This window comes from Streptomyces sp. NA04227, assembly GCF_013364195.1.
GTDB lineage: Bacteria > Actinomycetota > Actinomycetes > Streptomycetales > Streptomycetaceae > Streptomyces.
The window spans coordinates 3,614,683-3,636,987 of record NZ_CP054918.1 but is presented as its reverse complement, the minus strand read 5'-3'; the positions used below and the strand labels follow the sequence as shown (position 1 = coordinate 3,636,987).

The following is a 22,305-nucleotide window of genomic DNA, read 5'->3' as shown; positions in this document are numbered from 1 at the left end:
TGCTGTGACGGGTCAGGGCGTGATGGCGTACTCGGTGAAGTGGCCGCAGGCGGTGAATCCCAGGCGGCGGTAGACGGGCTCTCCGTCGGCGGATGCCTGGAGCACCGCGGTCTCGTAGCCCGCGTCGCGTGCGGTGTGCAGGGTGGCCAGGGTGATGGCGCCGCCATAACCACGGCGGCGGTCGGTGGCGAGCGTGGCGATGTTGTAGATCCCGGCGACACCCGCGTGCAGGAAGACCTCGGCCGAGCAGACGGGACGGCCGTCGACGTAGCCGACCAGGTAGCGGGCGGGGCAGTCGGCGGTGAGCGCCAAGTCGGCGGCGTCGGCGAAGAATTGGCGCACCGTGGCGGCGGGCGGGTTCCAGTTCGCGGCGAGGACGGTGGCGTAGTCGGCGAGCTGCTCCGGAGTGGTTACCAGGCGGATCTCCAGGCCGTCGACGTGCGCCTCGGGGAGAGGGCCGCGCAGCTCCTTCCACATGCCCGTCTCGGTCTCCGACGCCTCCAGGCCGACGGCCTCGAGGTGCTCGGCGAGAGTGACCGGTGTGGAGGCGGGGCCCACCCACCAGGAGAAGGGGCGGCCGGTGGCGGCCAGGGTCCGGGCCGTCTCCGCGGCGCGGGTCGGGGCAGTGTCCGGGGTGAAGCGGGCCACCGCGACGATGTTGAAGGTGTCATCGGCGAGACCGCTGTCGGCGATCAGCAGGTCGCCGGTCTCGGTGACGGACGCGCTTCTCAGGTTCCGGTGCAGGTGGCAGGCATGCTCGGCGAGATTCCGCTCCATCGCGAGCGCGAGGTCGGATTCATTGATCGACGGGAGATCCATTGGTTCCATGCTGATCCGTTCCAGGCTGATCCATTCCAGCATGGCGGCCGGGCACCCGCACGTGCTTGTTCCGGGCCGAGATCGGCGCCCCCTCGCCCTGCCCGGGCGACGAGGTCACAGGCGGTCCGGGCGCTGTGGAGGGTGGGGCGGCCAGGGCCCGAGAGCAGGCAGCTCCCCCGCCGCCACCGGCACCGGTGAGACCCCGGGCGTACGTCCGGCCAGCCAGGCTGCCGCTAGGCATCCCAGTCCGCGTTCCGGGAGGAACGCGGCGCGAAGGCCGCCGTCGGCCATGGCCTTGACCACGGCCGACGGCGGCTGTCGCGCCAACAGGTTCGTGCGCGGTTCTACGGGTAGACCGGCCGCTCCCCTTCGCGGTCCGTGACGACGATGGACACATGCCCCGGCGCGAGCGTCCGCGCGCCCTCGACGATCCGGTTGAGGTCGAACTTGTGCCGTTCGACGTTGACGCCGTCGGACCAGCCGCCGGAGCGCAGTCGCAGGCCCAGGCTCACGTGGTCCGGGGCGGTGTCGGTGATGACCAGGATCGAGACCTGGTCCCACGCGACTGCCGTACCGGCGGCGGTGATTCCGGCGTAGTCGAGCATGAAGGCCGTACGCCGCTTGCGGAACCACGGCGGGACGGCGAGCAGTCCGGCGCTGACGACCGCGGTCATGCCGGTCTCCAGCGCCTTGCCGATCAGCGCGCAGACGACCACGACGGCGATGCTGCCGCCCCAGGCGATGAGGTGCGCCATCGGGTCCGCGGGATACGTGATGACGTACCGCATCTGCCCGAGAATGCTGCGGCCCCAGCTGATACCGCCGCCGATGAGTCCGGCGCCGATCAGCAGCAGGAGGAAGTCGGTGCCGGTGGGGCTGGAGCCGAGCAGCCCGAACAGGCCGAAGGCGGTGGGCAGGAAACCGCCCATGAACACGAACTTCGAGACGCGGTACTTCTGGTCCAACTGAGCGTACGACGACGCCCGTTGGTCGATGACGGCCATGAATCTCCCCCGAAATGGTGGCCTCTGAACCAGGTTGGATAGCTCTGCTATCCGTCGCGATTGGAGAGTGTCACTATCCATATGGCGTCGTCAAGCCGTACTGGTCGGTCACCTGGCGACGGCGCCAACTCGTAGGAGTGTTGGGCGTGTTGGGCGTGTTGAGGGTGCTGAGGGGTTGGGGCGCGGGGCCGGAACCTGAGCCTCTGTCAGTCCCTTCTGCGAACATCGCTCGCGTCTGAAGGAGGCGCTCCATCAACTCCCCTGTGCGGCAGGGGTGTTGACCCTACTGGCGCTGCCTCTGCGAGTTACTTCCTGAGGGGACGACGATGTCGACCGACATGTACGGCGTACGGGTTCTGAATGTCGATCCGGAGCGGCTGCGGGTCAGACTCCAGGTACTCGTCGTGTACTACGACACGGGATCGCGTACGCACATCCCGCTCCCCGACGAGGAGCCCGGCACCTTCCTGCACTTCCTCTGGGAGAGCTCGCGGTGGCACTCGGCCCGCGCGGACGGGGACCCGGGCACCCTGGGCCAACTGCTCACCACCGACGACATCCTCAACTACGAGTGGGTCGACACCAACGCGCGCCGCTACATCTCCTGGGTCCGGCGCACAGCCACGCTCAACGACCCGCCCACCGAAGAGGATTGGGGGAACCTGTACGACTTCTACTACGAGCGCGGCGGAGCCTGGAAGGACGAGGACCTGCTGGTCCAGGCCGAGTACGAGATACGGGTGACCGACCGCAGGTGGCTGGATCACCTGACCAAGGGCCTGGCGTGGGGCTCCGCGTCCTTCCCGCTGCACGGCGACAGCTGGACCGCCGAGGACGCCCCGCACCTGCCCGATCTCTCCGAACCGGCGTACATTCTGCGGCCGTTCGCGACGACCACGGGCAGCACCGAGTACGACCACGTCGAGCATCTCCACTTCTCGGACGACGGCGCGTATCTGGCGGTCTGCAGCGACCAGGGGCGGGTGTGGGTGTACGACACCTCCGACTGGAGCGAGAAGGCGCACGTGAACGCGGGCGACGAGTGGCTGGTGCCGCTGATGATGTGGGTGCCCGGCACGCACGTCGTCGTGGTCAAGGGCTACTTCTCGGCGGACGAGCCGGAAGAGGAGGTGCAGTGGGCGTACGACGTCGACCTCGGCGAGGAGGTCCAAGTCCCCTTCCAGCGTGGGCGGTTGCGCTCGACTGACGGCGTGCACCGGCTCAGCCCGAACAACGGCGGCGAGGGCGGCTACGACCTGCACGGCGAGGAGCGCGAGCCGTCCCGGCGGGTGTCCCACTCGGACGGCGCCTGGGACCCGATCCAGTGCAAGACCTTCTCCGGCGACTCCTCGCGGCTCTTCCTCGGCGCGCAGGAGAACCTCTACGTGGTCGACACGGTGAAGGGCGAGGTGGTCGACAAGGTCATGGACGCCTCGGAGCGGCTGTTCGAGATGGCGGCCAACCCGGACGGGAGCTATCTGGCGATCGGCAGCTTCAGCCGCAAGCTGGGCTACCTGGAGTTCGGGGAGCGGCGTCCGCACGAGCTGTGCGTCTGGCGGATGGAGGACAAACGGATCGTCCTCGGCCACCAGTTCCGCACCTACATCGACGCCCTCGCCTGGTCCCCGACCGACGGCCGCTGGCTCGCGGTCGGCCTGGAACCCATCAGGGAGGGCGAGTTCCACAGCGGCAATACGGAGATCGCCGTATTCGGGATGGGCCCCGCCCTCGGTTACTGAGTGCCACCGAACCGTTTCGCAATGCTCGGCCGCCGCGAGGATTTCACAACCGGATTGTCAGGTCCCGCGGTTGGCCGAGCGTGACGGGAATGTCATTGCCGGTGAGATTCGCAACGCGGCCCGGTTGCCCGTTCCCGTCTTATTCACAACCGGATTCAGGGATTCGATAAACCGGGATAGCGGTATCGCCTATGAGGGCGAGTTGGCGATACAGCCCGACATGTACAGCGGTGAATGCGGGTGTTTACGCGCGTTGCGGCGGGCGTTGGGGTGGGTGTGACGGTGGCTTGAGTGTGCGGGTGCCCGGCGGGGTACGGATCCCGCCGGAGGGGGGACGTGGGACGTTGGCTGATTAGGCCGAACTTGCGCCCTCTGTCCGCCCCTTCGCCCGCCTTTCCGCCTTCTTCCCGGCTTCTCTCCTGTACTTCCTCTGTCCTTGTCGTGTACTTCCTCTGTCCTTGTGGTTCCGGTGTGAGTGATCACGACAACTACAGGACGCGTGTATAGCGGGCGATTCCAGGTGAAAGGCGACGTATTCTCGGCCCTGTGACTCCTTGATTCCGCGCGCGACCGCGCTGGCCGGGCGTTCACGACAGCGATGTTCCGGCCATGACAGGGGAAAGTGGAATGACGTACACCTCCCCGAGATTCGGACACGGTGAAGCTTGCCACCACTGGCGCAGCGGACGTGGCCGGAAATCGATACTCCGCTGGTGGGTGGCGGAGCCATTCATTCCATATTCGGCGTGCCGCGATTGATAACCAAGCAATGGCACAAGTCTTGGCTCTCAAAACCGTGTACCGCATCATTGGCGTGACTTCGACGGTGTCATTCGAATACCCCGTGACACCGGAGATGCCTGAGTCCACTCTGGGGAACACGATCAACTCACCGACGGGAGCCGTAAGTTGACCAGTACGCCCAGTAACACGAGCACTACTGAAGCTGCTGCAGCCGCTATCAAGCTTCACGATGTCGCCAACGGCCACATCTACTCGTCGATTCTGCGGACCGTCGCCGTCCACCGCATCGCCGACCATCTCGCCGAGTCGGGCGGTCCGCTGAGCGTCGAGGAACTCGCCAAGCGCTCCGGCACCCACGCGCCGTTCCTGCTGCGGATCCTGCGCCTCCTCGCCACCCGCGGGGTCTTCCGCCAGAACGACAATGGTGCCTTTGAGCTCACGCCCATGGCCGAACTCCTCGTCGAGGGCCGCCCCGGCTCGCAGCGCGACCTGGTCCTGATGTGTTCGGACGACCTGGTGGTCAAGCCGGTCGCGACGCTGGAGGAAGTGCTGCCCTCGGGCAACCCGGCCTTCGACACCGCGTACGGCGCGCCGCTCTTCGAGTACCTGAAGTCCGCGCCCGAGGCGTGGCAGATCTTCGACCGCGGCATGTCGGCCGTGTCGGGTCCGATCGACGAACTCGTCGCCCAGGCCTGCCCGTTGCCGGAGACCGGCACCGTCGTGGACGTCGGCGGCGGCCGCGGCGGCCTGCTGCGCGCCGTGCTGCGTCGCGCGCCTCAGCTGACCGGTGTCCTCCTGGACCAGGAGCAGACGGTGGCCCGTCACCTCCTCGACGAGGAAGAGACCAAGGGCCGCTGGCGCGTGGAGGGTGGCGACTTCTTCAAGGCCGTCCCCGAGGGTGCCGACCTCTACCTGCTCAAGCACGTCCTGCACGACTGGGACGACGACGAGTGCCTGGCCATCCTGAAGTCCATCCGCAAGGCCATCCCGGCCGGTGGCCGCCTGGTCGCCGTGGACACCGTGCTGGTCCCGGGCAACGACCCGCACCCCAGCAAGACCATGGACGTCCTGATGCTCGCCGGCCTCTCCGGCTGGGAGCGCTCGGCCGAGGAGTTCACCGAGCTCTTCAAGCGCGCCGACTTCAAGGTCACCCGCATCATCGAGGCCCCGGTCTTCGCCTCCCTGATCGAGGCCGAGCCGGTCTAACCGCCCACCACCGTCCACCCGAAGAACCGGATCCACCAGAGGACCCGGCCCGGCCCGTACCCCCGTCGCGCCGGACCGGCCCCCGGATCGCATCGGTTCACTTTCCGGATCGGCCCGGATCGCAGCGGTCCGCCTCGCACTCGACCCGCCTGGGTTGAGTGCGGGGCGGACCGTTTCCGCTTTCGTGCCTGTCACAAGTACCGCGTGTGCGTACGCGTCACAGGTGCCGCGTGTGCGTGCGCGGCCTGCGGAACCACCGGAGGAACAGCCACGGAAGCTCCCACCGGCGCGCGTAGGTGAAGTCGTCGGCTCGTCGGCGGATCTCGCCGATCTCCGCGAGCACGTCCAACTTCATGTCGTTCAGGGCAGTTTGGGACGCCGCCCGAAACTCGGCGCGCTGGCTCCCCGTACGCGCGTGCACCACGCCGCCGAAGCAGTGCGGCGTCTTCAGGAACGTTCGGAGGGCACGGTCCGCCTCCGCCCGCGTCGCGTAGGAACGACTTCCCCAGATCTCCACTTCCTTGACCAACGGGGCCCAGTGGTCACGGGAGTAGGTCTTGGACAGCCGCACGGGTACGTAGATCCGGCCTCGGATGAAGTACGCGCCGCCGTCCCCGCCGCCACCGTTCGCGCGTCCAGCGGGTCCGTGAGCGGCTTGCGGTGGCATGGGGGTCCTCCTGCGCTCCGGCTGCCTCTGGTTCGGACAGGATGCCGCAGTTGATGGCGGTCACTGTCAGATCCCCTGATGCAAGACGCAGGCCCGTGCCGCCAGTGACACCCGAAGTCTCCGGCCGCCGTACCCCCTGGAACGCCATGCTCCTGGTGACACCCGGCCCGACAGGTGATACTGAATGCATGGCCGTGCCGACCCCCGCCCGTTTTCCGGTGCCCAACGCGTTTGAGGTGCTGTGCAGGCAGTACGCCGAGCGCCTGCCCGAGTGCCTGGAGGACCTGACAGGTCCCGGCCATGGCACTGTCGACCTGCCGCTGCACGTCGTTTGGTCCGGCCGCCGCTCCTACACGCTCGAGCAGCCCCGCTCGCGTATGGGCTTGTACCGCACTGTCCTGGCAGAAGGGCAGCGCCAAGACCTCGTCGACTTCCTGAACCGGGACCTGCTGATCAGCCAGTGGCCCGTACTGCGGACCCTGATCAGCCGACCGATTCGCCACGTCTGGGAGAACGCCTTCCCCGAGCTCGCTATCACTGAGAACTCCAAGGCCGCGTGAACCTGAGCGACCTGCACCGCCGACTCCTGGCCGATGTACTCACCATCGGGTCGCCCTATCCCTTGGTCATCACCGGCGGCTACGCCGTTCAGGCCCACGGCCTGGTCGACCGTCTCAGCCAGGACCTCGACGTGGCCACCGAGAACCCCGCGCCCATGGCCGAGATCGCTCGCACCGTCGCCGAGGGCCTCATCCAGCGAGGCTGGTCCGTTCAGGAGGTCGAGACCAGCCCGCTGTCCGGTCGACTCATCGCCACCGATCCCTGCACTGGCGAGCAGTGTGAAATCGACATCCTCAAGGAAGCTTTCTGGTCCCCGCCCGCGACGACCAAGCACGGGCCGGTCCTTGCTCTCGATGACGTGATCGGCACCAAAGTCCGCGCACTCGCCGACCGCGGAGCCGTCCGCGACCTCATCGACGTCCATGCGGCTTCCCAGCACCGCACCACCGCAGACCTTGAGACGCTCGGCCGCCGCCACTCCCGCTTCGAGTTCAGCCTCCACGATCTGCGCGACCGGCTTGCGGGCGCCGAATGGTGGGACGACCAAGACTTCACCGCCTACGGCCTGACGTCGGACCAGGTAGCCACTCTGCGGACTTGGGCGCTGTCCTGGGTGGGCGACCTCGATACTCGGCTCCACGCCGATGAAGCGCCGGACGACAACTGAACTCTCAAGAGGTCTGCCCATGGACTGGACCGAAGCGGAGTACGTCGAGTACCTGGCGGGGGAGCGGCGTCGGTACGCCTGGGTGATGCGGGAGTACGGCGGGATGGGGCCGGAAGCGGCCGAGGCGGCGGCGCTGGAGGAATACCCGTACGAGTCGGCGGACGCTCCGTTTCGCGGGCTCGTGTTCCATGACGAGGCGTGGCACTGGGCGATGTTGCGGATTCACGGTCACGCGTACTGGGTGGAGCGCCCCGAGCTGACGGACCAGTCGGCCGCGTACCAGGCCCTTGACTGACGGCTCGGTCCCTCAGTCGTCGCGCCAGGAGATGTCGTATCCGGCCGTGTCGTGTCCGGCCGTGTCGTGTCCGGCGGTGGAAGCGGCGATGGCGGTTTCCCCGGAGAATGTCAAAGCGGCGCGACGGGTGGGCGTGTGGGGAAGTGTGGAAGGAATTGCCTTCTTGGGTGTGCGGGAAATTCGCATGGTGTCCTCTGGGAATGGTTCGCAGGGTGAGCGGATGGTGCTTGCGCGGTGCGGAGGTGCCGGTGGTGCGGGGTTCGTCGCTGCGTTATTTCCTCGGATTCGGGCGTGCGGAATGGGCGCTGGTCGGTGGGGTGTTGGTGCGTGGTGCGAAGCGAACGTGGTGGCGGCCGGGCCGACGTCCCGCGACGTCCAAGGGGTCTCCGCTTGTGCGGATGGAACCCTCGATGACTCCCTGAGCAGGCAGGTTGACTACTTCTTGTGCGTGTAGGGCCTTCCGGTTCCGTACGGCTCCGTCGGGCGGGTGACCTCCCGGGAGTGCGTACGGAACGCGTGCCGAAAGGGAGTGTGCGGTGCTGCCGTACCGCTCAACTCCCCATTGCCGTACGGATTTACCGGGCCGCCGAAGGTGTTTCTCCGCCGGAAAGGAAGGTAATCACGGACGCGTCCGGACTGCGAGAAAATTTTTCGTCAGGGGGTGTGTGTGGAGTGCGTGCGGGGTGTGTTTCGGGGTTCGGTGGCCGTGGTCAAACGGTTTTATCGGCCGGGCTTGGTGAATTCGGGGCCGTGGGCACCGCACATGACACTCGGTGAATCTCTGGGGTTCACTTGACGTGGGGGTAGCCCGACAGTGCGAGTGGCGAGGATCGCACGGCGGGTCCGCGCTCTTGTGATCAATTACCCCGTTTGTTCAGGGGAGTTGGGCGGGGAGGGGTGGCCGAAAAAGCCTTCCCGGTTCCGGTCGGGGTCCAAGTGGGCGGCGCGCTGCGGCCGTTGAGGGCGCGCCGGGTGCTGCGCATGTGTGGGGAGCACGGGGTACCCGGCGTGCGCGGTGTGCGACTGGTGCGGGACGCGTGGCGGGCGTGCAGGGCGCGGGGTGGCGGGACGGTGTGCGGGCGCCGTTGTGCGCGGGTCCTCCGTGCGGTCCAGGAGGCCGTGCATCTCCCGTTCCGGGAGGGAGGGGTTTTGGGCGGCGGCGCGTGCGGTCTCGCGGTTGCGCAGGAGGCGGGCCAACTGCGGTGCCGGGACACGGAAGTCGCTGGCCGCCTGCTGGCGCAGCTGGGGGTGCGGGTCCTCGGTCAGGCGGGTCACGGAGGCGGCCGAGAGGCGCGGGTCGTAGAGGGCGCGGGCGCGCAGTTCGGGGCGGCCGGTACGGCTGAGGCGTTCGATCTCGGTCTCGGTGAGGTGCTCCAGGACCTGGTAGGGGAGACAGGGGCCCGGGTCGGGGGCGGGGCTGGGGTTGAGGGCGGGCCCCGAGCCGTCGGAAATCTTCACGCGGTCGAGTCCGTCCACGCGGTCGGCTGCCTCCACGCGGTCGTGCCTGTCCGTGCGGCCGAGCCCGTCCAGACGGTCGTGTCTGTCCATACAGCCGAGCCCGTCCACGCGGTCGTGCCGTTCGAGCCGTTCGAGCCGGTCCAGGCGGGCCAGTACCGACGGGGTGGCCGCCGGGTTCGCGGCGAGGCCCTCGCGCCAGGCGGTGCGCAGGGGCTCGAAGGCCGGGGCCTTCATACGGCCCCAGGAGGCCCAGGAGGCGGCGGCTTCCTCGGGCGGGAGGGTGCCGAGGCGCTCGGCCCAGCGCTCGTGCCAGTCGCCGAGTTCGTGGTGGGTGATCAGCCAGGTGCCGCCCTCCTCGGTGGTAGCGGCGAGAAGTTTCTGCCCGTCGAGTGAGACGGCGAGCAGATTCAGCTGCCCCTCGCGGCCGAGCGCGCCCGGGATGCCGGTGGCCGCACGGTGCGCCGGCGCCGATCCCGCACCGTGCACGGTGCCGAGGCCCGGGGCGCCGAAGCCGGTGCCGGGCGTCCCGACCACACGTCGTACCCGGGTCCAGCCCAGCTCGGTCGCCAGCGCGAACTCACCGAGGGTGTCCGGGAGTTCGAGCTCGGTGGCCAGTTTCCACCAGGCCGCCGTGACCGCCTCGTCGTGGTCCGCGCGGTCCTCGCCCACCGTCGCCGTCGGCACCGCCGCGCCGTGGTGGACGACCCGCTGCCAGAGCACCGACAGCGGCAGGATGCCGGTCTGCGGACGCTGCGACAGGACCTGGAACCCGGCCCGCCACAACTCCTCGCGCCGCGCGGCCGACAGCGGCGACGGCGGGTCGATGCGCCACGGACGCCAGTGCGCGCGGTACCCCGGATCGTCCGCGAACGGCAGTGCCAGCGCCCGCACTTCGGGGCACGGCCAGTGGGTGAGCAGACCCTCGTCGTACGCGTAGGAGGTCCGACCGCCCTCGCTGTGGCGGAACGGGTCCTCCGAGCAGAGTTCGCAGGCGTCCACGAGCGTCACACGCGTCTCGCCGGGCCGCTCCGGCGGTACGTGCCCGAGCGGGAAGCAGCGCGGTTCGTGCCCGGCGAGGACGGCGAGCCCGGCGGCGTCGAGCCGCGCGCGCAGGAAGTCGAGCAGTTCACCGTTGCAGACCTGCGCGGCGGTCCGGCCGGTGCGCTCGGTGCGTCCGGTCCGTCCCGTGCGCCCGGTGCGCTTGGCCGACCCGTCGCTGCCGGTCCGCGAGCACGCCGTACCGGCCGTATCCGCCGTACCAGCCGCGTCCGCTGTACCTGCGGTATCCGCCGTACCCGCCGTACCTGCGGTATCCGTACTCGCGATGTCCGCCGCACTCGGCATGCCCGTAGCGCCAAGTGCGCCCGGCGTCCTGGTCACGTCCGGTCACCCCCTTCTCGGCGTTCCCTGCGTCCCTGCGTTCCCTGTGTCCCTGCGTGGTCAGCCTTCCCGACTCTTCGCGGCTCTGTTCCGGTCTTGACGTTTTTCCAACTCCCTTTGTCAGGAAGTCAGTTGGTGCTGCTTCGGTACGTGTCCGCCGCTGGTCGGAAAGTTAGTGGTCCCCGCGGTCCTTCTCTTGGCTCGTCAGGTGGCCGTGAGATGGCGGGCAGGGGATGGAGTGGGGACGGCTCGGACATCAGTAGTCGATGGTGTGGTCGTGGACGATGTCGAGGGCGGGGCCGGTGGTGTCCAGTCCGGCCCGTGGGCGGTCCTCGGTGAAGTAGTCGTAGAAGTCCTCGCTGACCTCGCGGGACATCAGGTCGATGGTGCGGTTCCAGTCGCCGCCGTCGGGGCCGTCCGCCGCCCACAGGTCGAGCAGCGCTCCGCCGACCCGGCCCTGGACGTCGTCGCCCTGGTCCCAGTCGGTCGCCGAGTCGGCGCGCAGTTCGACGGATTCACCGTTGCCGTACACGTAGCGCCGGTCGCCGAGCGCGTACGCGGCGGCCGCGTCGGCGAACGCCTCGGTCCACGCGCAGCCCGGCGAGCTGGCCAGTTCGAAGGTGTGCTCCTCGCAGTGCGGGGAGTCCGGGAGTGAGCGGCCGTAGAGCTGCCACTGGAGCCAGTGGCCCGCCTCGTGCAGGACGGTGTGCCGGGAGTCCGCGTCCTCGGCGGTGAGGACGATGTGGTTGGTGCCGCCCTGGTCGAAGTACCCGCCGTCGGTGGCCTTCGGCCCCCAGGTCACGGTGAGTTCGTCGCAGTGGCCGTTCTTCTGGCGCCGGGTCCAGCAGGCGGAGCCGGAGGTGTTGGCCTCGGAGGCCTTCCAGTACAGCTCGTTGAGGCTGTCCACGATCTTCCACGCGGAGGCCCGGTCGGCGGGTACGCGGACGGTGCCGAGGGCGACGGTGGAGTCCGCCCGCGCCGTGTGCCGGGTGTCGAAGGTGTACTGCGCCCGGGACTTCGGGTTGATCACCCGCCACAGATCGGTGCTGCTGGACCTGAACTTCACGTAGACGTCGGTGACTTGGTCCGGCTGCTTCGCGCAGGCCCGGAAGCCGCCGTTACCTGCGTCGGTGAGCCCGGCGTTCAACTCCCGTACGCGCCGCTCGCCTTGCGGACGTCCCCACAGCTCCCAGTTGGCGTTGCGGGCGACGGAGGTGGCCTTCGGCAGCTCGGGGCCCGCCTCGGCGTCGCGGTGTGTGTAGGTCAGCTTGCCCGTGAGGCAGACCCGCCGCTCACGCGCGGTGTTGCCGCCGCCGTCGCCGTCCGAGCACGAGGCGGTCAGTGAGCCCAGGAGGAGCAGGGCGGCAGCGGCGCCCGTGGCGGGCAGGGCGCGGCGGGCGCGGGTGGCGCGGGCGCTTCTGCTCGTCCGGTGGCCGATGGCCGGCTCGGCGGGTGGGGGCGGGGGCGGGCCCTGCTCCATGCGTTGGTCCTCCGGGGCGGGGTCTGGTGGTGGTGGGGTGAGAGCGGTGGGGGTGGTGCCTTCTGGCCATAGTGAGGGGGTTCAGGGTTGGGGGGTTCCTCGAACGGGTCCGGGAGACGGCTGCGCGGAGCGGCGTACAGGCCCGCTGCCTGCGAGAATGACAGTGCGTCCTAGAAATCCAGAACTGGCCGGTAATGACGGTCAGTTACGTGTCGTGATGGCGCGCTGACGGTATGTGGCGGGGTGAGCGGTGGCGGACGAGGGGCGGCGAGTGGTGAACGGCGGGGAGCTGCGCGCCGGAAGTGGCCTGCCCGACCTCCCCGGCGCGACCCCGCCGGAGCCCGACGCGCCCGCAGCCGGGGGCGACCTGTCGGACCTCCCTGACACGCCCGCACCCGAGCCGGACGCACCCGCACCCGAGCCGGACGCGCCCCCGTCCCCGTCTCCGTCCCCGTCTCCGTCCGCGTCTCCGTCTCCGTCCGCGCCCGACGTGTTCCGTACCGGCCCCTTCCACACCGCGCTCCGCGCCGCGATCGCCGCGCGCGGGCTGAGTCTGGAGCGGCTGCGGGACCGGCTCGCCGCGCGGGGGCACGCGGTCAGTGTGTCCACGTTGAGCAACTGGCAGCGCGGGGTGGGCCGCCCCCGCCGTCCGGAGAGCCTGCGCGCCGTGGCCGCGCTCGAATCGCTGCTCGCCCTGCCGGAGGGCACCCTGGTGCGGCTGCTGCGGGAGCCCGCGCCGCGCGGCCGGGGCGGAGGCTTCTCGCCGGGTACGCCACGGCCAGCCGCGCGCAGACTCCGGGCGGCACTCGGGGCTCCCGAGGACCCCGGCGTCGATCTGCTCGCCTTCCAGGACGACGTGACCGTGACCGGCGCGGGCTGGGTGGTGCGGGCCCGGATCGTGCTGCGCGCCCGGCGCCCCGGCGTGGACCGGTACGCCGTCCTGCTGCACACCCACAGCGGCGCGCTGCCGGACATCCGCCCCGGCCGCGACTGCGTCCTCGGCCGCGGCGCCACCGACCCCGAGTCCGCCCTGACCGGCACCGAGCTCCTCTTCCCCGCCCTCTGCCCGGGCGAGACCTTCCCCCTGGAGTACGAGGTACGGGCCCGGCTCCCCGAGCCGTACTACGGGCGCTGGTTCCCCGCCGCGGGCGCCCGCCTCGAACTGACCCTGCGCTTCGCCCCCGAGGCAGCCGCCCGCGAGGCCCACCGCATCTGGCGCCTGGACGCCCACAGCACCCACAAGGACCTCGAACGGCTCCGCCTGCTGCCGCTGCTCGACGTCCCCGGGGGCAGCCTGGTCCACCTCGCCGACTCCGACGTCGTGCCGGGCTTCCACGGGGTGCGGTGGGCGCGGTGATCTCGCCGACCCCGCCGACCCCGTTGAAATTGTCCGGATGAGTCCGAGGTCGCGATGATCTGAGTAGGCGTACTCAGGTCGGGCAGCCGACGGGTGGCGCAGGGTGAAGGAGGTTGATCACCGGAAGGGCGAATCACTGGAAGGTAGATCGCCGGATGGTGGATCCCCCCGATGGTGGATGGCCGCCTGACCGCAAGCGACTCGACGGAGAGAACACATGAGGAAACCCCGGATACTCACCGCCGCCTGGGACAGCTGGCTCGCACGCGGCTACTTGCTGGTGGTCGGCGCCTCCGTGGCCTTCGCCAGCTACGACACTCATCTCGTCGAGCACGAGGACGCCTCGCTCGCCTGGGTCTGGCCCATCTTCACGACCGTGCCGGTCTCGCTCCCGGCCCTGACGGTCGTCCCCGAGAGCGTCCTCCCGCCGCCGGAAGTGTTCTTCACAGCCTGTGGATACGTCATCGCCACCGGCCTCGGCCTCCTCACCCGCCGGTTCCGCGACCGCGCGCCGCAGCCGAGGCTGAACTGGAACTCCTGAACGGCGCGGTGGCGGTAGCGCTGGTGGCGGGGGCGGCGAACGGGGCCGAACTCGCCTCGCCCGCAGCCAAGTTGAGGACGCAGGGCGTTCAGGCCCCTGCCGCCGGAATCGACAGTGCGTGCCGGAAGACGTTCCCCGGATCCCACTCCGCCTTGATCCGCCGCAGCCGCGCCAGCGCCTCCCCGTAGTACAGCTCGGGCCACTGCACGCCCGAGGTGTTCCAGGCGGGGTCGGCCAGATCGACGTCCGGGTAGTTGATGTACGCGCCGTCGCTGTCCTCGTCGGGCACCGGTACGCCCCCGGTGTCCGCGTACACGTCCCGGTACAACTCCCTTACCCAGCCGAGCTGTTCGGCGTCCTGGGCCGCGTCCTGCCAGGTGGAGCCGTACACCACCTTCAGGATCGAGTCGCGCTGCGGTACCGCCGTACGGCCGGGCGGGACGGCGTTCACGCGGCCGCCATAGGAGATCAGCGCGACCACGCCGCCGCCGATGTCGTGGGCCGGGTCGGTGAGGTGGTCGTGGACCGTCCCGATACGGCGGTCGGTCAGGCGCCTGCGCGCGTACGCGACCTTGATCTTGGTACGGGCGGTGGGGTCGCCGTCGCCCGCGGTGCCGGGCCAGCGGGTGCCGTGCAGCCAGGGCATGCGCAGGGTCCGGCTGTGCGGCCGTACCGGGAGTCCGTCCGAGACGGCGTCCACGTACGACCGCAGCATGTCCGCCGCTTGCGGCAGGCCCGCGTCGAGCTGGGTGGTCATCGCGAGGGCGCCGGACTGCCGACGGGTCAGTGCGAGCACGCTGTACAGGCCGCACCAGGGGGAGTCCGGTCCGCTGTGCCGCTCGAACCAGGCGCCGTGGTTGCGGACCAGCCGGACGAAGTCCTCGCGGCTCAGCCCGTCCCAGGGCCAGACGGTGGTGTCGAGCAGGACCTCGGACGGCGGCCGGGGCAGCAGCCGTTCGGGTGCCGCCGCCTCTCCCTGCCTCAACTCCCCTTCCGTATCGGGTGACTTGAGCCAGTACCGCACCACGACGCCGAAGTTCCCGCCGCCGCCTCCGGTGTGTGCCCACCACAAGTCGTGGTGGGGGTCGTCGGGTTCGCGGGTGGCGACTACCGTACGGGCGGTGCCGTTGGCGTCGACGACAACGACCTCGGCCGCGTACAGGTAGTCGACGACCGAGCCATGCAGGCGCGAGAGGGGGCCGTAGCCGCCGCCGAGGATGTGGCCGCCCGCGCCGACCTCGGGGCAGGTGCCGCCGGGGATCGTCACGCCCCACAGCCGGTACAGGGTCCGGTACACGGTGCCCAGGGTGGCGCCCGACTCGACGACGAAGGCGCGGCGTTCCTCGTCGAAGCCGACCCCGGACATCCGCGTCATGTCGAGCACGACCCGGACCTCGGGGTCGCTCACGAAGTCCTCCAGGCAGTGCCCGCCACTGCGTACGGCGACCCGACTCCCGTCCCGTACCGCCTCGTTGAGCACCTGCTCGATCTCGGCGGCCGAGGAGACGAGCACGATCCGCTCCGGCCGCCCCGCGAACCGGGGGTTCTCACCCCGCCGCAGGTCCTCGTACCGCGGATCGTCCGGCCCGACGGACAGCAAGCCGCCCATGTGCTCCCCCTGGTGGTTCGTGCTTTGCGCTTTGCGCCTTGTCCCTTGCGCCTTGTGCTTTGCTTCGCTCCGCCCGGTGTCGGTCCGCATCGGGCGGCGCACCCAACTTATGAGGGACATCGGGGGAGTTGGCGAACTCAAAGCAGATCAGGGGTAGTTGGTCACTTCGGGGATCCCGGTTTTCCGGTCTCCCGGCTTCCGGTGCCTGCGAGCCGCTCTTCACATGCCGCTGCCCCGGTACGTACGCCATGAACGGGGCGCGTACCGAGGCAGCGGGCTGGTGCAGGGCAGATCAACTGCTCTGCCGCGAACCGGAGTTCAGCTCCCGCTGGGCGCCGGGTGCGGGTGTCCCAGATACGGGAAGTCGGGGAGCAGGTCCGTGTGCGGGGGGATGTTGTCCGAGGTGATCTTGCCGCCGGAGACCATGCTGAGCCGGGCCGAGGTGACGTCGTCGGTGAGGGCGCGGCCGTTGGGGTAGGCGGCGGGACGGGAGCGGTCGAAGCGCAGGACGTCCGGCAGGATCGTCCGCAGGGTCGACTCGGCGGCCTGGGCGTCGTAGCCGCCGGTGTGGGCGAGGACGGCGGTCCACGGCTGGAGGTAGGTGTCCCAGTCCTGCGCGGGCTCGCCCTCGTTGTACGCCTCCTTGGCGTCCTCCTGGTTGAAGTACGCGGTCACCGAGGGGTGCGCGCCGCGGTCCACCGACGTCAGGCGGCCGTTCTGGCGCAGGCTCACCCGGCCCCAGACACCGAACCCGGGCTCCGGGCCGATCTCGGTGTGCGGCATGTCGAGCACGATGCCGAAGATGTTCTTGTCGATGCCCCAGTCCTTGCCGGTCCAGGTGAAGTCGTTGCCGATGCCCTCCAGGTCCGCGAAGAACGGGTCGCTGCGCAGGCCTACGTAGAGCCGGTACGGGCCGGAGCTGTGCACCTGGGGGGCGGTGCCGGGCTTCAGGGCGACCGGCTCGTCGGTGAAGATCTTCTCGCCCGCGGGCTCGTGCGAGCGCGCCTCGGCGCCCGTCGACCGGTACACGGTCACCGTCTGCGCGCCGTTCTGCGGCTGCGAGAAGACGAAGCTGAAGGCGAGGTCCGCCTGGTGGTCGCCGTCGGTGTCGACGTTGATCCGGTAGACGGCGTCGGGGTGGAAGGCGTCGCCCCCGGTCGGGGCGACCGGGTTGCTGTTCATGATCAGTACGGTGCGGTCGCCCGGCGCCGTGAACGTGAAGAGGTCGGTCATGTCCAGCCGGGAGTCGCCCAGCGGTGGACGGAGGTTCGGGCCACTGAGGTGATGAGACATGGGCCCAGGGTTCGGTGCGCCCCCGGAGTGGCGCGGGCAACCGTGCCGGTGAGGTGGGGCGCACCACTCCAACGGAGCCGGGTGGTGGGCTGAGCCGGTGCGGGCCAAGCCGGTGCGGGCTAAGCCGGTTCGCCGAGTTCGCTCCTGCTCCTGCTTCCGTTTCGGGTCTCGGTCCCGTCCCCGGTCTCGGTCCCGGTCCCGTCCCCGGTCCCGGTCCCGTCCCCGGTCCCGTTCCCGTCCCCGCCCCTGCTCCCGTCCCCGGCCTCTCCCGCGAACTCCGCGAGCGCCTCCGACACCGCGTGGTGGGCGATGCCCGCGAGGACCGGGTTCCTGCTCCGGTAGTGGTGAACGGTCTGCACTCCCCAGCCCAGGGCCCAGCCCCGGCCGCGGTCCCACGTCGCGTCGTCGACCTCGGAGGCCTCCCGGTACAGCTCCCTGACCTGCGGCGGGAACACCGTCCAGGCGGCCATCAGATCGCAGGCCGGATCGCCGGTGCCGAGGCAGCCGAAGTCGATGACGGCGGTCAGGCGGCCGTCCCGGGCAAGCAGGTTGCCCGGCAGCAGATCGCTGTGCGCCCAGACCGGGGCGGCCTCCCACTGCGGCAGCCGGAGCGTGGCCTCCCACGCCGCCGTGGCCAGGGCCGCGTCGAAGGTGCCGTCGGCGCCGAGGTCACGTATCGCCGTACGGACCCCCGCGTCCTGCTTTCCCACCGGGCCGCCCCGGAAGGACGGCGGGCCGTCGGTGGCGTCGACCCGGCGCAGCGCCGCACCGAAGCGGCCCAACTCGCGGGCGGCGTGGGCGAGTTCGGTGAGGGGGCGGTCGTGGGCGTTGTCGCCGTCCAGCCAGCGGTACACCGACCAGGGCAGCGGGAAGTCCGCGCCGGGCGCGCCCTTGCCGAGCGGGACCGGGACGGCCAGCGGGAGGTGCGGGGCCAGGTGCGGCAGCCAGCGCTGCTCCTTGTCGACCTGCCGCGCCTCGGACGCCAGCCGGGGCAGCCGTACCGCCATGTCGTCCCCGAGCCGGAACATCGCGTGGTCCGTCCCCGCCGAGGCGACGCGTACGACCGGCAGCCCTGCCCACTGCGGGAACTGGCCGGCGATCAGCCGTTCCACGAGCTCGGCGTCCATGTCGAGCTCGTCGGGATGCATACGGGGCGGGCGGGACATACGGCTCCAGACGAGGAAGGGCGGCGAGGGGAGGGGAGCGTATGCGGCGGGTTCGGGCCGTCGCCACCGGATTTCGGGTACGTCGGTACGCCGCCGGTACGTGCGTACGTCGGTAGGGGCCGCCGTACGCACACGCGCCTGCCGCCGTACGGGCAGGAGCCCCCGCGTGATCAGGAGTAGCGTCGAATGGGGCACTGTTCACCGAGGGGAGCCACCTCATGGACCTCAGGAACACGGACCCGGACCCGGATTTGGGCACGGACCGAGGCGCGGACTGGGACGCGGACCGGGAGGCTGACCAGCACGCCGACCGGGACACCGGCCGAGGAGCGCCCCGAGGCGGGGAACCGGCCGCCGCGCGGCCCGGATTGGTGCCGCCCGGCGAGACCCCGCAGGGTGAGGACAGCACCGCCGGGGCCGGACCCGAGGAGACCTACAACCCGACCACCGGCTGGGCCAAGGGCCCGCTGAGCGTCATGGCCATCCTGGTCCTGCTGATGGTCGTCGGCTTCGCCGGGATGGTCGTGGCGCTGCTCGACTGAGCGCCGCGATCCGGGGTCGGGCCACTCGGAGCGGGGCGGGGCGGCGCGGAGCGGAGCGGGGCGAGTGCAAAGGCCCGTGGCCGCGAAAAGCCCGTGGCCGGGACCTCCCCTGCGGAAGATCCCGGCCACGGGCCGTACGTATGCGACGAGCGACCGCGCGTATGCGTATGCGTACGCGACAAGCGACCGCGCGACCGGCGAGCGGCCGGCGCCGATCCGTCGACGCAGCCGATCACGCCAGCTCGACCAGCAGGTCACCGCCCTCCACCTGCTGGATGCTGTTGATCGCGAGGCGGGAGACCCGGCCGGTCTTCGGGGCGGTGATGGAGGCCTCCATCTTCATCGCCTCGATGGTCGCGATGGTGGCGCCCGCCTCGACCTCGGTGCCCTCGGTGACGGCCAGGGTCACCACGCCCGCGAACGGGGCGGCGACATGGCCGGGGTTGGACTTGTCGGCCTTCTCGGCGGCGGGCAGGTCCGAGGCCACCGAGCGGTCGCGCACCTGGATGGGGCGGAGCTGGCCGTTCAGGGTGGACATGACCGTGCGGTAGCCGCGTTCGTCGGCCTCGCCGACCGCCTCCAGTTCGATGAGCAGGCGGACGCCGGGCTCCAGGTCGACGGTGTACTCGTGCCGGGGGCGCAGACCGTAGAAGAAGTCCTTGCTGTCCAGGACGCTGGTGTCGCCGAAGGCCTGGCGGTGGGTGTCGAAGTCCTTCGTCGGGCCGGGGAAGAGCAGCCGGTTGAGGGTGGCGCGGCGGTTCTTCTCCAGGCCGTCGCGGTCCTCGGCGGACAGGTCCTGGGCGGGCTTGGCCGCCGCGCGGCCCTCCAGTGCCTTGGTACGGAACGGCTCGGGCCAGCCGCCCGGCGGGACGCCGAGTTCGCCGCGCAGGAAGCCGATGACCGAGTCGGGAATGTCGAAGGTGTGCGGCTCCGCCTCGAAGTCGGCGGGGGAGACGCCCGCGCCGACCAGGTGCAGGGCGAGGTCGCCGACCACCTTGGAGGACGGGGTCACCTTGACCAGACGGCCCAGGATCCGGTCGGCCGCCGCGTACATCGCCTCGATGTCCTCGAAGCGGTCGCCGAGGCCGAGCGCGACGGCCTGGGTGCGCAGGTTGGAGAGCTGGCCGCCGGGGATCTCGTGGTGGTAGACGCGTCCGGTCGGGGAGGCCAGGCCCGCCTCGAAGGGCGCGTAGATCTTGCGCACGCTCTCCCAGTACGGTTCCAGCTCGCCGATCGCCGCCAGGTCCAGGCCGGTCGGGCGGTCCGAGTGGTCGGTGGCCGCGACCAGCGCCGAGAGCGAGGGCTGCGAGGTGGTGCCCGCCATGGAGGCCACCGCGCCGTCCACCGCGTCCGCGCCCGCCTGTACGGCGGCGAGGTAGGTGGCCAGCTGGCCGCCCGCGGTGTCGTGGGTGTGCAGGTGCACCGGCAGGTCGAACTCGCTGCGCAGCGCGGTCACCAGCTTTGCGGCGGCGGGCGCGCGCAGCAGGCCCGCCATGTCCTTGATCGCCAGGACGTGCGCGCCCGCCTCGACGATCTGCTCGGCAAGCTTCAGGTAGTAGTCGAGCGTGTAGAGCTTCTCGGCCGGGTCGAGCAGGTTGCCGGTGTAGCAGAGCGCTACCTCGGCCACCGCGGTGCCGGTCTCGCGTACCGCCTCGATGGCCGGGCGCATCTGGCCGACGTCGTTGAGCGCGTCGAAGATGCGGAAGATGTCGATACCGGTGGCCGTGGCCTCCTCGACGAAGGCGTTGGTCACCTCGGTCGGGTAGGGCGTGTAGCCGACGGTGTTGCGGCCGCGCAGCAGCATCTGCAGACAGATGTTGGGCACCGCCTCGCGCAGCTGGGCCAGCCGCTCCCACGGGTCCTCGGCGAGGAAGCGCAGCGCGACGTCGTACGTGGCGCCGCCCCAGCACTCCAGGGAGAGGAGTTCGGGCGTGGTCCGCGCCACCGCGGGGGCGACGGCGAGCAGGTCCTTGGTACGGACCCGGGTGGCGAGCAGCGACTGGTGCGCGTCGCGGAACGTGGTGTCGGTGACCCCGAGCAGCGGCGACTCGCGCAGGTGGCGGGCGAAGCCCTCCGGGCCGAGCTCGACCAGGCGCTGCTTGGAACCGGCGGGCGGCGCGATGTCCGGCAGCACCGGCAGCTTGGTCGTCGGGTCGATCGACTGGGGGCGCTCGCCGTTCGGCTTGTTGACGGTGACGTCGGCGAGGTACGTGAGCAGCTTGGTGCCGCGGTCCGCGGAGTGACGCGAGGTCAGCAGGTGCGGGCGCTGCTCGATGAAGGAGGTGGTGATGTCACCGGCCTGGAAGTCCGGGTCGTCGAGCACCGCCTGGAGGAAGGGGATGTTCGTGGACACGCCACGGATACGGAACTCGGCCACCGCGCGCCGGGCTCGGCCGACCGCGGTCCTGAAGTCCCGTCCCCGGCAGGTCAGTTTGACCAGCATCGAGTCGAAGTGGGCGCTGATCTCGGTACCGGCATGGGCGGTCCCGCCGTCGAGCCGGATACCCGAACCACCCGGCGAGCGGTACGCGCTGACCATGCCGGTGTCCGGCCGGAAGCCGTTGGCCGGGTCCTCGGTGGTGATACGGCACTGCAGGGCGGCGCCGCGCAGGTAGACCGTGTCCTGGGACAGACCGAGGTCGGCCAGGGTCTGGCCGCTGGCGATACGCAGCTGGGCCTGCACCAGGTCGACGTCGGTGACCTCCTCGGTCACCGTGTGCTCGACCTGGATGCGCGGGTTCATCTCGATGAAGACGTGGTTGCCGTCGCGGTCGAGCAGGAACTCGACGGTGCCCGCGTTGCGGTAGCCGATCTCGCGGGCGAAGCGCACCGCGTCGTCGCAGATGCGCGCGCGCAGCTCCGGGTCGAGGTTGGGCGCGGGCGCCAGCTCGATCACCTTCTGGTGGCGGCGCTGGAGCGAACAGTCGCGCTCGAAGAGGTGGATGACGTTGCCCTCGCCGTCGGCGAGGATCTGCACCTCGATGTGGCGCGGCTCGACGACGGCCTTCTCCAGGAAGACGGTCGGGTCGCCGAAGGCCGACTCGGCCTCACGGGACGCCGCCTCGATCGACTCGCGCAGCACCGCCGGGTCCTCGACCCGGCGCATACCGCGCCCGCCGCCGCCCGCGACCGCCTTGACGAACACCGGGAAGCCCAGCTCCTCGGCGGCCGCCACGAGTTCGTCCACATCGGTGGACGGCGCGGAGGAGCCGAGGACGGGGACACCGGCGGCGCGGGCGGCGGCCACCGCGCGCGCCTTGTTGCCGGTCAGTTCGAGGATGTCGGCGCTCGGACCCACGAAGGTGATCCCGGCCTCCTCGCAGGCCCGGGCCAGATCCGGGTTCTCGGACAGGAAGCCGTACCCCGGGTACACCGCGTCCGCACCCGCCCTGCGCGCCGCCCCGACCACCTCCTCCACGGAGAGGTACGCCCGCACGGGATGACCCGGAGCGCCGATCTCGTAGGCCTCGTCGGCCTTGAGGCGGTGCAACGAGTTGCGGTCCTCGTGCGGGAACACGGCGACGGTCCGCGCGCCCAGCTCGTAGCCGGCGCGGAACGCGCGAATGGCGATCTCGCCGCGGTTGGCGACTAGCACCTTGCGGAACATGTTCCGATCGATCCCTTCAACCTGCCCGGTTCAACCTGCCCGGTTCGACCTTGCCTGGTCTCGCCTGCCTGGTCCGGCCTGCTTGGTACAGCTCTTTCGGTAAAGCTCGTACGGAGCAGCTCTGCTCTGTCGCGTGGTGTTGCTGTCGTGTTGCTGTCGTGTTGCCTGTG

General features: G+C 70.4%; 17 protein-coding genes. 8 read left to right on the top strand and 9 right to left on the bottom strand.

Annotated elements, in window-relative coordinates:
- Positions 1-12 precede the first annotated feature (12 nt).
- Positions 13-777: a GNAT family N-acetyltransferase gene (locus HUT18_RS15450; protein ID WP_176104559.1), complete on the bottom strand. Its 765-nt coding sequence runs from the start codon at positions 775-777 to the stop codon at positions 13-15.
- A 386-nt stretch (positions 778-1,163) separates the two neighbouring features.
- Positions 1,164-1,823 carry a hypothetical protein gene (locus tag HUT18_RS15445; RefSeq protein ID WP_176101231.1) on the bottom strand — a complete coding sequence of 220 codons (660 nt, stop codon included), beginning with the start codon at positions 1,821-1,823 and terminating at the stop codon, positions 1,164-1,166.
- A 326-nt stretch (positions 1,824-2,149) separates the two neighbouring features.
- Here HUT18_RS15445 and HUT18_RS15440 point away from each other — a divergent pair, with 326 nt between their 5' ends.
- Positions 2,150-3,562: a WD40 repeat domain-containing protein gene (locus HUT18_RS15440; RefSeq protein ID WP_176101230.1), complete on the top strand. Its 1,413-nt coding sequence runs from the start codon at positions 2,150-2,152 to the stop codon at positions 3,560-3,562.
- Positions 3,563-4,471: 909 nt separating this feature from the next.
- The gene (locus HUT18_RS15435; RefSeq protein WP_176101229.1) at positions 4,472-5,512 is read left to right on the top strand and encodes a methyltransferase; all 1,041 of its coding nucleotides are present in this window, start codon (positions 4,472-4,474) and stop codon (positions 5,510-5,512) included.
- Between the two features lie 217 nt (positions 5,513-5,729).
- Here HUT18_RS15435 and HUT18_RS15430 read toward each other — a convergent pair whose 3' ends face one another.
- Positions 5,730-6,179, bottom strand: a complete 450-nt coding sequence (locus HUT18_RS15430; RefSeq protein ID WP_176101228.1) for a hypothetical protein — start codon at positions 6,177-6,179, stop codon at positions 5,730-5,732.
- A 188-nt stretch (positions 6,180-6,367) separates the two neighbouring features.
- Between HUT18_RS15430 and HUT18_RS15425 the strand changes: the two genes are divergently transcribed.
- From HUT18_RS15425 to HUT18_RS15415, 3 genes are read left to right on the top strand one after another with little or no spacing between them, the layout of a single operon-like run.
- Complete coding sequence (locus tag HUT18_RS15425) at positions 6,368-6,739, top strand: hypothetical protein (protein ID WP_176101227.1); 372 nt, start codon at positions 6,368-6,370, stop codon at positions 6,737-6,739.
- Positions 6,736-7,407, top strand: a complete 672-nt coding sequence (locus tag HUT18_RS15420; protein ID WP_176101226.1) for a nucleotidyl transferase AbiEii/AbiGii toxin family protein — start codon at positions 6,736-6,738, stop codon at positions 7,405-7,407. Before HUT18_RS15425 ends, HUT18_RS15420 begins: the two co-directional genes overlap by 4 nt.
- A 19-nt stretch (positions 7,408-7,426) precedes the next feature.
- A complete protein-coding gene (locus tag HUT18_RS15415; RefSeq protein WP_176101225.1) occupies positions 7,427-7,702 on the top strand; it encodes a hypothetical protein in 276 nt (91 codons plus the stop codon).
- Positions 7,703-8,563: 861 nt separating this feature from the next.
- On the opposite strand, the gene HUT18_RS15410 is transcribed toward HUT18_RS15415, so the two are convergent.
- Together HUT18_RS15410 and HUT18_RS15405 are read right to left on the bottom strand one after the other, a co-directional pair.
- A complete protein-coding gene (locus HUT18_RS15410) occupies positions 8,564-10,540 on the bottom strand; it encodes a hypothetical protein (RefSeq protein ID WP_176101224.1) in 1,977 nt (658 codons plus the stop codon).
- A 256-nt stretch (positions 10,541-10,796) separates the two neighbouring features.
- Entirely contained in the window at positions 10,797-12,020 is a 1,224-nt protein-coding gene (locus HUT18_RS15405) for a metalloprotease (protein ID WP_254878620.1), read from the bottom strand.
- Between the two features lie 490 nt (positions 12,021-12,510).
- Here HUT18_RS15405 and HUT18_RS15400 point away from each other — a divergent pair, with 490 nt between their 5' ends.
- Together HUT18_RS15400 and HUT18_RS15395 are read left to right on the top strand one after the other, a co-directional pair.
- A complete protein-coding gene (locus HUT18_RS15400) occupies positions 12,511-13,377 on the top strand; it encodes a hypothetical protein (RefSeq protein ID WP_176101223.1) in 867 nt (288 codons plus the stop codon).
- A 217-nt stretch (positions 13,378-13,594) separates the two neighbouring features.
- Positions 13,595-13,918, top strand: a complete 324-nt coding sequence (locus HUT18_RS15395) for an SCO4225 family membrane protein (protein ID WP_176101222.1) — start codon at positions 13,595-13,597, stop codon at positions 13,916-13,918.
- An 88-nt stretch (positions 13,919-14,006) separates the two neighbouring features.
- Here HUT18_RS15395 and HUT18_RS15390 read toward each other — a convergent pair whose 3' ends face one another.
- From HUT18_RS15390 to HUT18_RS15380, 3 genes are all read right to left on the bottom strand, one after another.
- Positions 14,007-15,527, bottom strand: coding sequence for an FAD-binding oxidoreductase (locus tag HUT18_RS15390; protein ID WP_217710494.1), 1,521 nt, complete (start codon positions 15,525-15,527; stop codon positions 14,007-14,009).
- Positions 15,528-15,845: 318 nt separating this feature from the next.
- On the bottom strand, positions 15,846-16,820 hold the full coding sequence (locus tag HUT18_RS15385; protein WP_176101220.1) for a DUF4331 family protein: 975 nt from the start codon (positions 16,818-16,820) through the stop codon (positions 15,846-15,848).
- A 119-nt stretch (positions 16,821-16,939) separates the two neighbouring features.
- Positions 16,940-17,986: an aminoglycoside phosphotransferase family protein gene (locus HUT18_RS15380; protein WP_176101219.1), complete on the bottom strand. Its 1,047-nt coding sequence runs from the start codon at positions 17,984-17,986 to the stop codon at positions 16,940-16,942.
- A gap of 218 nt (positions 17,987-18,204) precedes the next feature.
- Between HUT18_RS15380 and HUT18_RS15375 the strand changes: the two genes are divergently transcribed.
- Positions 18,205-18,528: a DUF6480 family protein gene (locus HUT18_RS15375; protein WP_176096581.1), complete on the top strand. Its 324-nt coding sequence runs from the start codon at positions 18,205-18,207 to the stop codon at positions 18,526-18,528.
- Positions 18,529-18,760: 232 nt separating this feature from the next.
- Here the strand turns inward: HUT18_RS15375 and HUT18_RS15370 are convergent, their stop codons facing one another.
- A complete protein-coding gene (locus tag HUT18_RS15370; RefSeq protein ID WP_176101218.1) occupies positions 18,761-22,135 on the bottom strand; it encodes a pyruvate carboxylase in 3,375 nt (1,124 codons plus the stop codon).
- Positions 22,136-22,305 lie beyond the last annotated feature (170 nt).

What these genes read in the sequence shown, in the direction of transcription:
- HUT18_RS15405 (WP_254878620.1), bottom strand. Translation starts at nt 12,020, where the DNA reads ATGGAGCAGGGCCCGCCCCCGCCCCCACCCGCCGAGCCGGCCATCGGC.
- HUT18_RS15445 (WP_176101231.1), bottom strand. Translation starts at nt 1,823, where the DNA reads ATGGCCGTCATCGACCAACGGGCGTCGTCGTACGCTCAGTTGGACCAG.
- HUT18_RS15385 (WP_176101220.1), bottom strand. Translation starts at nt 16,820, where the DNA reads ATGTCTCATCACCTCAGTGGCCCGAACCTCCGTCCACCGCTGGGCGAC.
- HUT18_RS15390 (WP_217710494.1), bottom strand. Translation starts at nt 15,527, where the DNA reads ATGGGCGGCTTGCTGTCCGTCGGGCCGGACGATCCGCGGTACGAGGAC.
- HUT18_RS15395 (WP_176101222.1), top strand. Translation starts at nt 13,595, where the DNA reads ATGAGGAAACCCCGGATACTCACCGCCGCCTGGGACAGCTGGCTCGCA.
- HUT18_RS15425 (WP_176101227.1), top strand. Translation starts at nt 6,368, where the DNA reads ATGGCCGTGCCGACCCCCGCCCGTTTTCCGGTGCCCAACGCGTTTGAG.
- HUT18_RS15430 (WP_176101228.1), bottom strand. Translation starts at nt 6,179, where the DNA reads ATGCCACCGCAAGCCGCTCACGGACCCGCTGGACGCGCGAACGGTGGC.
- HUT18_RS15380 (WP_176101219.1), bottom strand. Translation starts at nt 17,986, where the DNA reads ATGTCCCGCCCGCCCCGTATGCATCCCGACGAGCTCGACATGGACGCC.
- HUT18_RS15375 (WP_176096581.1), top strand. Translation starts at nt 18,205, where the DNA reads ATGGACCTCAGGAACACGGACCCGGACCCGGATTTGGGCACGGACCGA.
- HUT18_RS15415 (WP_176101225.1), top strand. Translation starts at nt 7,427, where the DNA reads ATGGACTGGACCGAAGCGGAGTACGTCGAGTACCTGGCGGGGGAGCGG.
- HUT18_RS15440 (WP_176101230.1), top strand. Translation starts at nt 2,150, where the DNA reads ATGTCGACCGACATGTACGGCGTACGGGTTCTGAATGTCGATCCGGAG.
- HUT18_RS15450 (WP_176104559.1), bottom strand. Translation starts at nt 777, where the DNA reads ATGGAGCGGAATCTCGCCGAGCATGCCTGCCACCTGCACCGGAACCTG.
- HUT18_RS15370 (WP_176101218.1), bottom strand. Translation starts at nt 22,135, where the DNA reads ATGTTCCGCAAGGTGCTAGTCGCCAACCGCGGCGAGATCGCCATTCGC.